General features: G+C 50.9%; 12 protein-coding genes and 3 tRNA genes. 7 read left to right on the top strand and 8 right to left on the bottom strand.

All coding sequences use genetic code 11. From position 1 onward, the window contains the following. Positions 1-33 precede the first annotated feature (33 nt). The gene (gene yedA, locus KE671_RS12760; RefSeq protein WP_206163257.1) at positions 34-954 is read left to right on the top strand and encodes a drug/metabolite exporter YedA; all 921 of its coding nucleotides are present in this window, start codon (positions 34-36) and stop codon (positions 952-954) included. Here yedA and KE671_RS12755 read toward each other — a convergent pair. Genes KE671_RS12755 through drpB form a run of 4 tightly spaced genes read right to left on the bottom strand, consistent with a single transcriptional unit; the run spans position 946 to position 3,898 of the window. Continuing rightward, positions 946-1,413, bottom strand: a complete 468-nt coding sequence (locus KE671_RS12755; protein ID WP_206163256.1) for a very short patch repair endonuclease — start codon at positions 1,411-1,413, stop codon at positions 946-948. The two genes, yedA and KE671_RS12755, sit on opposite strands and share 9 nt — an antisense overlap. Continuing rightward, on the bottom strand, positions 1,394-2,827 hold the full coding sequence (locus KE671_RS12750; RefSeq protein ID WP_206163255.1) for a DNA cytosine methyltransferase: 1,434 nt from the start codon (positions 2,825-2,827) through the stop codon (positions 1,394-1,396). The genes KE671_RS12755 and KE671_RS12750 overlap by 20 nt, the downstream gene beginning before the upstream one ends. 50 nt (positions 2,828-2,877) lie before the next feature. Then, entirely contained in the window at positions 2,878-3,576 is a 699-nt protein-coding gene (locus KE671_RS12745; RefSeq protein ID WP_206163254.1) for a phosphohydrolase, read from the bottom strand. A gap of 52 nt (positions 3,577-3,628) precedes the next feature. Beyond that, a complete protein-coding gene (gene drpB / locus KE671_RS12740; protein WP_206163683.1) occupies positions 3,629-3,898 on the bottom strand; it encodes a cell division protein DrpB in 270 nt (89 codons plus the stop codon). 648 nt (positions 3,899-4,546) lie between these two features. On the opposite strand from drpB, the gene ompC reads away from it, so the two are divergent. After that, positions 4,547-5,734 (top strand): porin OmpC, encoded by a 1,188-nt coding sequence (gene ompC, locus KE671_RS12735; RefSeq protein WP_206163253.1) that lies wholly within the window; start codon positions 4,547-4,549, stop codon positions 5,732-5,734. A gap of 52 nt (positions 5,735-5,786) precedes the next feature. Here the strand turns inward: ompC and KE671_RS12730 are convergent, their stop codons facing one another. Beyond that, positions 5,787-6,149 (bottom strand): winged helix-turn-helix transcriptional regulator, encoded by a 363-nt coding sequence (locus tag KE671_RS12730; protein ID WP_206163252.1) that lies wholly within the window; start codon positions 6,147-6,149, stop codon positions 5,787-5,789. 101 nt (positions 6,150-6,250) lie between these two features. Between KE671_RS12730 and KE671_RS12725 the strand changes: the two genes are divergently transcribed. After that, complete coding sequence (locus KE671_RS12725) at positions 6,251-7,000, top strand: SDR family oxidoreductase (RefSeq protein WP_206163251.1); 750 nt, start codon at positions 6,251-6,253, stop codon at positions 6,998-7,000. A gap of 145 nt (positions 7,001-7,145) precedes the next feature. Here KE671_RS12725 and KE671_RS12720 read toward each other — a convergent pair. Then, positions 7,146-7,235: transfer RNA gene (locus tag KE671_RS12720), tRNA-Ser, on the bottom strand. A gap of 93 nt (positions 7,236-7,328) precedes the next feature. Between KE671_RS12720 and mtfA the strand changes: the two genes are divergently transcribed. Then, positions 7,329-8,126, top strand: coding sequence for a DgsA anti-repressor MtfA (gene mtfA, locus KE671_RS12715; protein WP_206163250.1), 798 nt, complete (start codon positions 7,329-7,331; stop codon positions 8,124-8,126). 100 nt (positions 8,127-8,226) lie between these two features. Then, a tRNA-Asn gene (locus KE671_RS12710) sits at positions 8,227-8,302 on the top strand. A 36-nt stretch (positions 8,303-8,338) separates the two neighbouring features. Here the strand turns inward: KE671_RS12710 and cbl are convergent. Further along, entirely contained in the window at positions 8,339-9,289 is a 951-nt protein-coding gene (cbl, locus tag KE671_RS12705; protein WP_206163249.1) for an HTH-type transcriptional regulator Cbl, read from the bottom strand. A gap of 101 nt (positions 9,290-9,390) precedes the next feature. Beyond that, the gene (gene nac / locus KE671_RS12700) at positions 9,391-10,308 is read right to left on the bottom strand and encodes a nitrogen assimilation transcriptional regulator NAC (protein ID WP_061069981.1); all 918 of its coding nucleotides are present in this window, start codon (positions 10,306-10,308) and stop codon (positions 9,391-9,393) included. A 327-nt stretch (positions 10,309-10,635) separates the two neighbouring features. Between nac and KE671_RS12695 the strand changes: the two genes are divergently transcribed. Both KE671_RS12695 and KE671_RS12690 read left to right on the top strand, forming a co-directional pair. Next, a tRNA-Asn gene (locus KE671_RS12695) sits at positions 10,636-10,711 on the top strand. A 1,050-nt stretch (positions 10,712-11,761) separates the two neighbouring features. Continuing rightward, positions 11,762-14,088: Ig-like domain-containing protein (locus tag KE671_RS12690; protein ID WP_206163248.1), on the top strand; the 2,327-nt coding region annotated here is incomplete at its 3' end.

The following is a 14,088-nucleotide window of genomic DNA, read 5'->3' as shown; positions in this document are numbered from 1 at the left end:
TGTGGCTGGTTAGCGTTTCTTACGTGAGGGATTATGCGTTTCAGGCAGTTATTACCGCTTTTCAGCGCGCTTTTCGCGCTGTATATCATCTGGGGTTCCACCTATTTCGTCATCCGTATTGGTGTGGAGAGTTGGCCGCCGCTGATGATGGCTGGCGTCCGCTTTCTCGCCGCCGGGGGACTGTTAACCGCCTTTTTACTGCTACGCGGCCATAAATTGCCGCCGCTTCGTCTTCTGCTTAACGCGGCGCTGATTGGTATTTTACTACTGGCCGTCGGCAATGGTCTGGTCACCGTGGCGGAACATCAAAACGTACCTTCCGGCATCGCCGCGGTGGTGGTGGCGACGGTGCCGCTGTTCACCCTGTGCTTCAGCCATTTCTTTGGTATTAAAACCCGCAAGCTCGAATGGCTCGGGATTGCCATTGGACTGGCGGGGATCGTGATGCTTAACAGCGGCGGTAATCTCAGCGGCAATCCGTGGGGAGCGATCCTCATTCTGATTGGATCGATCAGTTGGGCGTTTGGCTCCGTTTACGGTTCTCGTATTACGCTGCCGGTGGGGATGATGGCAGGCGCAATAGAGATGCTCGCCGCCGGGATTGTGCTGATGTGCGCCTCGCTGCTCAGCGGTGAAAAGCTGACCGTCCTGCCCTCGTTTTCAGGCTTCCTGGCGGTCGGTTACCTGGCGTTGTTTGGTTCCATCATCGCTATCAATGCCTATATGTATTTGATCCGTAACGTTAGCCCCGCGCTGGCAACCAGTTATGCCTATGTGAACCCGGTTGTTGCAGTATTACTGGGGACAGGGCTGGGTGGTGAACGTCTGGCGCCGATTGAATGGCTGGCGCTGGGGGTCATTGTCTTTGCGGTGGTTCTGGTAACGCTGGGAAAATATCTTTTCCCGGCCAAACCGGCGCCTGAACCGGTGGAAAACAAAAAGACGTTACAGTAAATGTATCCCTTGAGTGTCGATCTGCGCGGGTGCGCCATCGCCGCAGATCCACTCTTCAAGACGTTCTGACAGCGCGGCGTCACTAAGTTTCTCCCGTCCGCGTAGCGCACATTCCCAGACGATCAGTACCCGCCAGCCCAGTTCCCGCAAATGCTGGATATCGCGGCGATCGCGCGCCACGTTTTTACCAATCTTATCCAGCCAGAAATCGGTGCGCGTAGCTGGCACTTTAAACAGGTAACAGTGATGGTGGTGCCAGAAACAGCCGTGGGTAAAAATGACGCAGCGATACTCATCCAGTACAAAATCGGGACGTCCGGGTAGCGAAGCATCCTGAACGCGATAGTCCAGCCCCTGCTCCGCCAGCAGACCCGCAAGCCGTTTTTCAATAGCCGTATCGCGGGTCGCGATGGCCCGCATGTTTTTACTGCGCGTCGCCTTATCGTGAACGTCCGCCATGCGCATTCTCTTTCTGGCGCAATGCAACCGCCGCGTTAATTCTCTCTTCCAGTAATTTTGCCACGGCGGCGAACGCCGGTACCACCACCGAGTTACCAAACTGGCGATAGGCCTGGGTGTCAGAAACGGGGATACGGAACTGGTATCCCTGCGGCGACTCGAAGCCCATCAGTCGCGCGCATTCTCTTGGTGTCAGGCGACGCGGACGATACTGCTGATTTTGCGGATCGTCGAAATTTACTTCCCCGACGGCAAAATCCCAGCCGCGGTCGATCAGAATTTCAGCGCCATCTTTGTAATAGCGCGCGGAAAGCGTACGCGTCACGCTATCCGGATTCGCGGGATCGACCATGCCGTAGCCAAAACCGTTCCCCTTCGCCTGATGCTTTTTCGCGTAACGGTAGAGATATTTCCACAGTACAGGCGTCAGTACATATTTGGCTTCGACCACGGGTTCCAGTAATTCCGCCAGAGTCGTCCGCCGTGGCGGATAACGCGTGCTGATATTACGCAGGGTAAAATCGCGCTTCAGATTCAGATCGCGACGAAACCCAACCAGCACGATGCGTTCCCGGTGCTGTGGCAAAAAATGTTTGCCATCGATGATTTTTGGATCGTCCGGGCCATTATCCTCTGCATCGGCGACGTCATATCCCAGCTCATCCAGCGTTTGCATAATAATGCGGAACGTTTTGCCCTGATCGTGACTCTTCAGGTTTTTCACGTTTTCCAGAACAAAGATCGGCGGACGGCGGGCGTCGATGATACGCACAACGTCAAAAAACAGTGTGCCTTGGGTATCACAAGCAAAACCGTGGGCGCGTCCTAGCGCATTTTTCTTCGACACCCCGGCAAGGGAAAACGGCTGGCACGGGAAGCCTGCCAACAGAACATCATGTTGCGGCACATGCTGGCGAATATGATCGGCTGCCTGACTGTCGCTGACGCCTTCGCGGTGGCTGAGCGTGATATCGCGAATGTCTTCATTAAAATGGTGGCTGGTCGGATCGCAGTAATAGTTGGCTTTATAGGTGCGTACCGCATGTTTGTTCCATTCGCTGGTAAATACGCACTGCCCGCCTATCGCCTCAAATCCGCGACGAATACCGCCAATACCGGCAAAGAGATCGATAAACCGGAAGGCATAGTGCGGATGGTGCGCTGGCGGCGTGGGCAACAGGGTGCGCAAAAACGCCGACTCTTGCTCGCTTAATCGGTGCCATGCCGAGGCATTCGCCACCACGCGCTTTAAAATGGCCGGACTCCAGTGGTTCTCACCGATTCCATTCAGATGAGCCACCAGCGTTTTAACATCATATATTTCCAACAATTTCGCCAATAACGCCTGCACAACGTCTGCATTGTTGTCTGTTGCGGGAACCAGCGAACCTGTTACTGAAAGATTTTGCTGCATATCGTTAACCGACCAAAAAAGAGTGTCGTCAGGTTAACATAAAATTGGCCTCACGAGTGGCCGGGACTAAACGTGCGAATCACCGCTGGATCGACAGATTCGTACTCCCCTTTTAGCTCCGCGCTTAGTTTTGCCATGTAGTTCACCAGGAACCCGGCATTATGTCGGGCCAGTTCGCGGCCGCGCTCGGTTTGCATGGTATCGGGCAACGCCAGTAATTTGGTCTGGAAGTGATCGAGGGCGAACTGTTTATCGTTGAGCGCTCGCCGCTCGGCGAAGGGATCTTCACCATCAAAGAGCGCCACGCCTAGCGCACCGGAAACCGCAAAGACGCGCGCCAGTCCAATCGCTCCCAGCGCTTCAAGCCTGTCGGCATCCTGAACGATTTTCGCTTCCAGCGTGAGGGGGGCAATATTTGCGCTAAAACTGTGGGCTTCAATCGCATGGCAAACCGACGCCAGTCGCGACTCGGGGAATGCGGGAAAATCACGGATGAGGATACGGCGGGTTTCTGCGGCAGCCAGGACTGACGAGCGGTGACGGTCCGGATGATTTTTGGCAAGGCTGACAATGTCATGAAAATAACACGCGGCCAGTACGACCAGCCCATCGATCTCCTGCCCGTCCATCAACTGCCGGGATGTCGCCCAGACGCGGCGGAAGTGAAAAATATCATGCGCGGCGTCCTGCCGGGTGTGATGACTGCATAACCATGCTTCAAATTGTGATTGCCAGTGCTGAAGATCCACAGTGCCTCCCGTACGTTAAGAGAGGCTACAGTAGCAAGTTTCTCCGGCGTCTTCACGTTGACTGACGACGTGGCCGTGTGTACCAGGCAATACCGCCAAGAATCAGTCCCACCAGCCCGAGCACCAGAGAACCCAGCAGAGCCCCTATCCATTTTCCACTGGTTGAGCCAAGCGAACTTTCAAATCCGGCTACCGGAATTGACTGGATGTGGCTGATCACCCATACATAGCGAAGCATGGCCCAGGCAAAATAGACGCAAAAAGCGTAAAACACCCACAATGCCAGTTTACCGCCCAGACTCCGCGTTGCTCTTACTTCCATACTGCTCAAAGGAAACTCCATTTTTGTGATGTAACTCAAAAGATGCCGCCGCTCATTTTTTGTGATTATAATCACATTTTTCTGTTATGTGTGTCACAGTACCACCGCCAGTCATGGATTTTGTATATGTATTGATCCAGGGCAATTTTAGTTATGTCGCACTCCCTCTTGTTTTTTCTGTTTATCATCAGAACGTCCCGTCCTCCCGTTTATTTACTCATATCGTAAACAAATAAAACATCACCCCATCATCCTGGTTTCAACCTTATATCATCCATCCCATCGCAAACGTGTCATTATCCTTTTTAACGTTTAATCACTCCATTTTTACAATCGACATTTGCGATGATTTTTTGATTATTACATCAGGTAAAACGATACGCTTTTACGTGATAAACATTCAAATTATCAATATCACCATAAGAAACCATAACCACATAATATAAAACAATAAAAAATATGAATATTATTTAAATGAAACATATAAACTGAATTATAAATATCGCAAAAGAAACATTTAGAAATATTTAAAATACAATTGTTACAGGTTATTTTTAAAATAAAATGAACTCCTGGAATAGTATCCAAACGTGCTCTTCTGGGAAGCAGCACTTATTCATGAAGATTATTATCATAAGGGAATACATAATGAAAAGAAAAGTACTGGCAATGCTTATTCCAGTGTTACTTGTTGCTGGCGCGGCAAATGCAGCTGAAGTCTATAATAAAGATGGCAATAAATTAGATCTCTATGGGAAAGTGGACGGTCTGCACTATTTCTCAGACGATTCCAGCAGTGATGGTGATATGTCCTATGCACGTCTGGGTTTCAAGGGCGAAACGCAGATCATGGATCAACTGACCGGATACGGCCAGTGGGAATACAATATCCAGGCAAATACAACCGAAAGCGACCACGGTAACTCCTGGACACGTCTGGGCTTTGCCGGTTTAGGTTTTGGCCAGAACGGTACCTTTGATTATGGCCGTAACTACGGCGTTGTTTACGACGTCGAAGCGTGGACCGATATGCTGCCAGAATTTGGCGGCGATACCTACACCCAGACCGACGTCTATATGCTGGGTCGTACTAACGGCGTTGCCACCTACCGTAACAAAGGCTTCTTCGGCCAGGTTGATGGCCTGAATTTTGCCTTGCAGTATCAGGGTAATAATGAGAATGGCGGATTAGCCGGACAGGAAGGCACGGGTAATGGTAACAAAGCCCGTAGCATGGCGAAAGAAAACGGTGACGGTTTCGGTATGTCCACCTCCTATGACTTTGATTTCGGTCTGAGCCTGGGTGCGGCCTACTCCTCTTCTGACCGTACAGACAATCAGGTCTCTCGTGGATATGGCGATCGTTCCCACGCCAATAACTACGCCGGTGGCGAAACGGCTGAAGCCTGGACCATTGGCGCGAAATATGACGCGAACAATCTCTATCTGGCCACAATGTATGCCGAAACTCGCAATATGACCTATTACGGCGGCGGTAATGGTGAAACAACCGGTGGTATCGCCAACCAGACCAAAAACTTTGAAGCGGTCGCCCAATACCAGTTCGATTTCGGTCTGCGCCCATCCATCGCTTACCTGGTATCTAAAGGTACAGACCTGGGTGGTCAGGATCATGATGGCGATGGTAATCCACGTTACACCGACAAAGATCTGGTGAAATACGTTGATGTGGGTATGACTTACTACTTCAACAAAAACATGTCCACCTACGTTGATTACAAAATCAACCTGCTGGATAACGATGACCACTTCTATGCGGACAACGGCATCGCGACCGATGACATCGTAGCTCTGGGCTTAGTGTATCAGTTCTAATTTCCAGAATGTTTCAGGCCCGCTTCTGGCGGGCTTTTTTGTACCTGAAGTGTCACTCAGTATTGAGCTTGTCGCCATTTTCCCGCATCCAGTCAGCCAGAGGTGCCAGCGCGCTATGCATGGTCAGTCCCAATGGCGTTATCTGATACTCAACGCGCGGCGGAATTTCCGGATAGACCGTACGTGATACCAGTCCGCGTAATTCAAATAAACGCAGTTGTTTTGTCAGCTCTTTTTGGGTGATAGGGGCAGCAGCCCGTAATAACTCGCCGAATCGCACCGGGGCGTTCAGTACGATCAGACGATACAAAATCGGTATTGCCCACTTCCCGGAGACCAGACTGACGAAACGAGTCATTGGACAGGGTTGATGTTGAAAATTATTCTCCGTTACACCGTCGGCTGATTCCGCCATCGCACACCTCTTGCCTCTTTAGTATCCATTTGGTACCTGGTTTCCTTTAGATACTAACGCTTCTATAGTGCATTCTCCACAAACAATTCAGGAGAAGCAAAATGGGGCGTTTAACAGGTAAATACACGCTTATTACGGGCGGGACCAGCGGCATTGGTCTGGCAACTGCGCAGGAGTTTATTGCTGAAGGCGCGCATGTCGCCGTTACGGGACGTAATCCCGATACGCTCACCCAGGCCCAACGCATTCTGGGTGACAGCGCATGGGTGATTGCTACCGATGCCGGGGATACCCAGGCACAAAAGGCGCTGGCAGAAACCCTCGCCTCGCGGTGGCCGGAGCTGGATGCTGTTTTCATCAATGCCGGTGACGTCACGCACGCACCGTTCGAGGAGTGGGATGAGGCAAAGTGGGATCGACTGATGCACATCAATCTGAAGGGACCTTTCTTTTTGCTGCAGGCGCTGCTGCCGCTTCTTAATAACCCCTCTTCCGTCATTCTTTGCGGCTCGGTCAGCGCCCATATCGGTCTGCCAACCAGCAGCGTTTACGCAGCCAGTAAGGCCGGATTGTTATCGCTCGCACGCACGCTGTCGGCAGAACTCTTACCTCGAGGAATACGGGTTAATGGCTTAAGTCCTGGCCCGGTTGCCACCCCCGCACTCAATAAGCTGGGACTCAGCGAAGAAGCACAGCGCACCCTGCAAAGTGATATTGCCAGTCTGGTGCCTCTGGGGCGCATGGGAACACCAACGGAACTGGCGAAGGCCGCGCTCTATCTGGCATCGGATGAGTCGGGTTATACCGTAGGTACGGAATTACTGGTAGATGGTGGAACTGGCAATCTGTAATTCCGGGCTGCTTATTGATGGGTGAGCATCATTGAAAATGTGACGAAAGTGATGGCGCTGAAGAGAACTTCGGCGTTATATCTCTATTCGTTTTTCTCAACGGGATGTGTGTCACTGACAACAGGAAGGGTAAGTGCTTGAATAGTGGCGGAGAGAGGGGGATTTGAACCCCCGGTAGAGTTGCCCCTACTCCGGTTTTCGAGACCGGTCCGTTCAGCCGCTCCGGCATCTCTCCGTTTTGATGGTTGCCATCATGCCAGGTAATTTGGCATTTTAACAGACCCTGTCCCTTCAATTTTGTTCAAGTGACGAGTTTGCGAGCAAATCGATGATTAAGTGGCCCTGGAAAGCACAAGACACCGCGCAAAATGAGTCTGCTCAGTGGGAGGAAGCACTTGCCATCCCCCTGCTTGTGACCCTGACCGCGCAAGAACAAGCCAGACTCATTGCGCTGGCAGAGCGATTCCTGCAGCAAAAGAGGCTGGTTGCGCTTCAGGGGTTCGAACTCGACTCGCTGAAGAGCGCGCGCATCGCCCTGCTTTTCTGTCTGCCGGTTCTGGAACTGGGTATCGAATGGCTGGATGGCTTCCATGAGGTGCTGATCTACCCTGCTCCCTTTGTCGTCGATGACGAATGGGAAGATGATATTGGTCTGGTCCACAACCAGCGCGTTATTCAGTCCGGGCAAAGCTGGCAGCAAGGGCCCATCATCCTGAACTGGCTGGATATTCAGGACTCCTTCGATGCCTCTGGGTTTAACCTGATTATTCACGAAGTTGCCCATAAGCTGGACATGCGTAATGGCGATCGCGCCAGCGGCATCCCACTGATCCCCCTACGGGAAGTCGCCAGTTGGGAACATGACCTGCACGCAGCAATGAACAATATTCAGGATGAAATTGACCTGGTAGGTGAAACGGCATCGAGCATTGATGCTTATGCGGCAAGCGATCCGGCAGAATGTTTTGCCGTACTGTCAGAGTATTTTTTCAGCGCCCCAGAGCTCTTTGCCCCTCGGTTCCCCGCGCTGTGGCAGCGTTTCTGCCAGTTCTATCAGCAGGACCCTCTGCAACGCCTTCGCGGTAGCGAAGACGATGACCCATTGACCCCCACGCAGGTTCATTGATCATCTATTTTGGGGATTAATTAACCACTTGAAAAGGCGTGCTAATTTTACTGTTGACACACCGTAGCGAGGTCAGTATTATGCGCCTCGTTCACACGATTCCTCTGTAGTTCAGTCGGTAGAACGGCGGACTGTTAATCCGTATGTCACTGGTTCGAGTCCAGTCAGAGGAGCCAAATTTAAGAAGCCCGCTTTTTAGCGGGCTTCTTGCTTTATATCTGATAATCAATCGCGACGTCATCAGACTCCATCACCTGCCGCTTGATATCCTCCACGGACAATCCCGCATTACAGAGTTCGATGAAACGCCAGACATAGTTGCGCTGGAGTTGCCCGCGCTTCAGTCCCAGCCAGACGGTGTTGGCGTCAAACAGATGCCGGGTATCCAGACGTGTCAACGCCCCTTCTTCCTGCTCACCGCTGGACTGTTCCGCCACCAGACCAATTCCCAGTCCTAGCGCGACATAGGTTTTAATCACATCGGAATCCTGCGCGCTAAGAACAATATCAGGCAGCAGACCTTTACGGGCAAAAGCTTCATCAATGCGGGAACGCCCGGTGATCCCCTGACGATAGGTGATCAGCGGCCAGTGGGCGATCGACTCCAACGTGAGCGGTGAAACCAGGGTCAACGGATGATTATTCGGTACTAACAGGCTGTGATGCCAGCGGAACCAGGGAAAGGCGACCAACAGAGGATCGTTGCTCAGGCGTTCACTGGCAATGCCAATATCCGCCCCGCCATTTTGCAATAACGTCTCTATCTCCTGCGGCGTTCCCTGGATTAACTCCAGACGGACTTCCGGGAATAATTCGCGGAAGGCTTTGATTACAACAGGCAAACTATATCGCGCCTGCGTATGCGTCGTGGCGATGGTTAACACGCCCGAGGTGTCATTGGTGAACAAATCCGCCAGTCGCCGTACGTTACTGGCTTCGTTTAAGATACGCTCGGCGATCACCAACAGCGCCTTACCGGGCTCGGTCATGCCAAGCAAACGCTTGCCTCGACGGATAAATATCTCGATCCCGAGCTCATCTTCTAACTCGCGAATATGCCGGCTTACCCCCGACTGCGAGGTAAAGAGCATATTGGCGACTTCCGTCAGGTTGAAATCCTGACGGGCTGCCTCACGGATAATTTTTAGCTGCTGGAAATTCACTTATCGCTCCGGATACATCAGACATGTCGCTATTGTTAAAGTCTGATGTCCGGCATAACAAATAATAAAAACCTGCATCTTATTCCATCATGGAATAACGCTTAGCTAACCAACTGCAACTCGCGGTTATCCAACGCCGGACTGCTGACCAGCGACATCAGGATCTCTTTTACCGCCTGTGCCTGCGGTGACAAACTCCCTCTGGCCGACATATTCAGCGACAACGAAAGGCTCATCGACGGCGACGTAATTCGCGCCATCCAACCATTTGCCGCACCACACAAGGAACGTGCGGCGGATTCCGGCAAGACCGTCACGCCCATGCCGCTGGCAATCGCCGCGGTCAGCGTAGCGATCGATTCAATCTCACCAATGACTTTCGCCGTTAAACGACGCAGCGAGAAGGCTTCATCGACCCGCAAACGAACGGCGCTGTAGTCACGAGGGAGAAATAGATTCATCTGTGCAACCGCGGTAAGGTCCACACTCTGCCCTGGGCAATCGCGGGTCCCAACAAGAAAGAGGTCTTCTTTGAGCAGTGGTTGGCTGGTAATGCCTGCCTGCGGGGAACGCTCGTAGAGTACCGCCATATCCAGGTGACCACTCAACAATTTATCGTTCAGTACGGCGCCACTATTTTCATGCAGATACACCAGCACCTCGGGCAGTTCTGCGCGCACCGCCTGTAACAGCGGCATGGTAACCGACGAGGCAGCAGTCCCTGGCGCAAGACCGATCGACACCTGCCCCGTTAAGGTTTGTCCGACGTTACAGACAGCTAACTGCGCCTGTTCGCACTGACGAAGGATCGTCCGCGCATGGGTGTAGAGAATTTTTCCCGCTTCCGTGGGGGTTACCCCCCGTTTGGTGCGAATTAACAATTGCTGATTAAGCTCACCTTCCAGAGTGGCAACCTGCTGACTCAGCGCGGGCTGTGCGATATGCAATACTTCAGCGGCCTGCGTCAGGCTACCGATATCGACAATTTTCACGAAATATTTCAATCGTCTGAAGTTCATTTTGCCTCCTGTCCGGGATGCCAGACCCCATGCTGGCAGTGATGTCAGGAGAGAATTGCAAGATGCTTGCCAGTTTCGGATAAAGCGTAAAACAGGAGTTAACCACCCGTAAAATAAGCATTTATTATTGTTTGCGGTAATATTGGTTCCCGTCAGCGTTTTCCGATCTGCCCCATCCGGGGTAGAGTTGCACCAGAATGGGGCAAAACCGGGCGGAGACCGAAAGTTCGCCGCTTTGCTGGTTTTGTCAGCAAACAGACATACAATCGCGTTTCCCCCTTTGACAACCCCAATCACCGTCGCTAATATGCGCCTCGTTCACACGATTCCTCTGTAGTTCAGTCGGTAGAACGGCGGACTGTTAATCCGTATGTCACTGGTTCGAGTCCAGTCAGAGGAGCCAAACTCTTTTTTTGTGCATTCCTGTCTTCGCTGATGCGATCGGCAATATTTAAGACCAGGATGGACATCCCTCACATTACATCTCTTATTTCCAGGTACTTCACTAGTTCCGTTTGTTGACATTGCCGTCGTTGTCAGAACGGCTGATGAATTGTTCTGTTGCTAAAGATCTCATCGATTTCAGATTGCTCAAAACCATGAAAGATCATTTCTATTTAGAGAGAAAATACAGTAATTCAAAAATCTGAAAGCATGACAGTGATAGTCCTTGTTACCGTATTAGTAAGTAAAGGGCTGCCAGTGATGGTTACGTTTACCGCCTTTATTATTGATTTTTAGCCAGACGTCTTTCCAGGAAATAGCACAAATTTTCACATATCATTTCAACAGCATTTGTATTGATTGAACGCTTAATAATAGTTATGACATACGTTATTTTTGTTTACATGGCCTTTTCGAATATTATAAAATCCGAAAGCATGCATTACAGTTTATAATTAACAATCATTTTATAAATAAATAACAGCATTAACAATGTATAAATCCATCTCGAAAGTGCTCCAGAAATTCAAAGCCTCCTGACCATGAATTTCTCAAGTCAGCCTGACATTTTACCCGTAAGAACAACTGCAAATAAATTTAATAAAATTCAATATGTTACATCAAACACATAGAGGTTACACAGAAAATTGCGACCTGTATTCCTAAATGTACAAGTTATAGTTTAAATAAAATTATCTTAATTTATAATCCCTCCTGTCAAAACCGCTGCTATATAATATATACTCATAGAGCAAAAGCCCTCCAATTATTTATGAGCGTTATATAAATATAATATTATATTTATATTTTTTATCAATGATAAGGGAATTATCATTTAGCTTTCTGTTCCGCGCTCGCTTTCTGATTCTGAACAGGAATGGGCTATTGCTGTATAAAATTCATAAAAATACTTACTGCTGCCACGCTATTACACACGTAGCGCCTGACATATTTAGAACTCGAATGGTTACCTCGGGCCATTTACACAGATGTACGGGATATATATATCATGAAAACTGATTCATTCATTGCAAAACATAACGTTGATGTTGTCCTTCGCGATGGTACTAAAGCCGCCCATTTTACAGGGGCAGAAAAGCTGACAGTGCCTGTCAATGGGAATGATATTGTCGTTATCCATGCTTCTCCGAAGTCTGTGGTTCGTTACGTGCGAGCCGGAAACGATCTGCTGATTTATCTTGATGACGGTTCAGTGATCGAATGTGACGGTTATTTTGCCACTGAGAATAACGCCCTGGCGTTTGAATCTGCACCAGGTGAATTCGAGCACATCACATTCGGCCTTGCAAAGATACCTGAAGCTGGCGAATCAGTTATGTTGGCATCTGAAGCACATTCCATCCCCAGCCTGTTTCCATTAATGGAACCCACCACAACCGTCATCAGCCCCGGATTGTTATGGGGCGGGCTTGGCGCACTTGCTGGGGGCGTTGCGGGTATTGCTGCCAGCGGTGGTGGCTCCGGCGGTGGTAATGGCGGCAATAGCAATAACGGAGATAACGGCGGTAACGGAGATAACGGCGGTAATGGCGGTAATGGCGGTAATGGCGGTAATGGCGGTAATGCAACCGCTTATCATATTACTGTCAACCCTCCAGAAAATAGCGGCACAATTAACGACGAATTGTCCCGCCAGCCACTCATATTAAGTGGTAGCAGCGATCTGCCCGCCGGTACCTCGGTGATTGTTTCTGTGAATGGTTCCGATTATGCCTGTGCGACGCAGGCAGATGGTTCATGGAGCGTGACCTTGTCAGCGACAGAGGTCAGTGCCCTTGCGGAGGGTATCTGCTCTGTGACTGTTCGGGCGTACAGCAGTCAGGAGCCAACAACGGCCATTGCGCAAACCGGAACGGCGTTGGTTGTCGATACTCTTTTACCCGTTATCTCGTTTAATACTCTTGGCGATAACATTCTGAACGCCACTGAGGTGCAGCAGAACCAGACGCTATCAGGCACAGTGGCGAATGCTCATCCCGGCGATATCCTTGTTCTGACTTTGAACGGCTGTACCTGGCAGACCGTTATACTCGCCGATATGAGCTGGCAGATCACCCTGCCTGCAGCCGATCTTTCCGCTCTGACTGAGGGACGCCAGACCTATTCTGCCTGCGTTATCAATTACTGCGGCAATACCGGTTCTGCGAATGGCAGCTTCATGGTTGATATTCAGGCCCCTTCCATCAGCATCAATAATGTCACCGCTGACGATATTCTGAATAAAAACGAACACGAGCAATCGCAAATCATTAGCGGTACCACATCGGGTGCCATGCCAGGCGATAAAATAACGATCACAATGGATGGTAAAAGCTGGACCACCGTAGTTGACGCTGATGGTAACTGGCAGGTTGGCATTTCGTCTAAAGACGTACAAGCGCTGGCTGAAGGCTCCATCACAATCAGTGCAACCATTATGGATAGTGCAGGAAACACCCGGACAGTCGCACATGATTTGCTGGTTGATACCACAGGTCCGGGGCTAACCATCGATCCCGTCGCAGTTGACGACACCATTGACGCACTCGAAAAACAGCAACCCCTCACCATAACCGGCACCTGCGACGCAAACGTCACCACCGTTACCGTTTTAATCGGCGGTAATCTCTATACAGCCACAGTTTCGGGTACCACATGGTCGGTAACGCTCAGCGCGGCACAAACGGCGGCATTGCCTTCAGGTGACCTGAAGCTTGTCGTATCGTCCACAGACAATATCGCCAACACCACGACCCTTACTCACCCAGTGCGAGTTGATAGCACAAGTGCCCCAGCAATCAGCATCGATGTGGTTGCCAACGACAATATTCTTAATGCCGCCGAAGTAGGTACCAGCCAGGCTATTTCAGGTAAAGTCGTTAATGCTGAGGTTGGTGATGCTGTCACAGTTAAACTAGGTTCAGTGACCTACAACACGACCGTTGTTGCCAATAACAACGGTGATCTCATCTGGAAAGTCACCGTGCCTGCCACTGATCTGGCAGCACTGACAGATGGCGTCTGTTCCTTGAGCGTGGAAGTCACCAGCAGCAGCAATGCCACGGCACAGAACTCCCGTCTCATCACCATTGACATCACCGCCCCGGTGATCACCATCAGCACCGTGGCAACCGATGACATCATCAACAGCGCCGAACACGGTGTGGCGCAGATTATCAGCGGCACCGCCACCGGCGTGAACGCCGGCGCCACCGTCACCGTAACGCTGAACGGTAAAACGTACACCACCACCACTGACGCAGACGGCAAGTGGAGCGTGGGCGTCCCGGCAGCCGATGTGACGGCGCTGGAAGCCGGCACCGCCACCATTAAAGC

The organism is Citrobacter amalonaticus, from assembly GCF_018252635.1.
GTDB lineage: Bacteria > Pseudomonadota > Gammaproteobacteria > Enterobacterales > Enterobacteriaceae > Citrobacter_A > Citrobacter_A amalonaticus_E.
The sequence above is the reverse complement of the archived record's forward strand: the minus strand, read 5'-3'. Positions and strand labels throughout refer to the sequence as shown.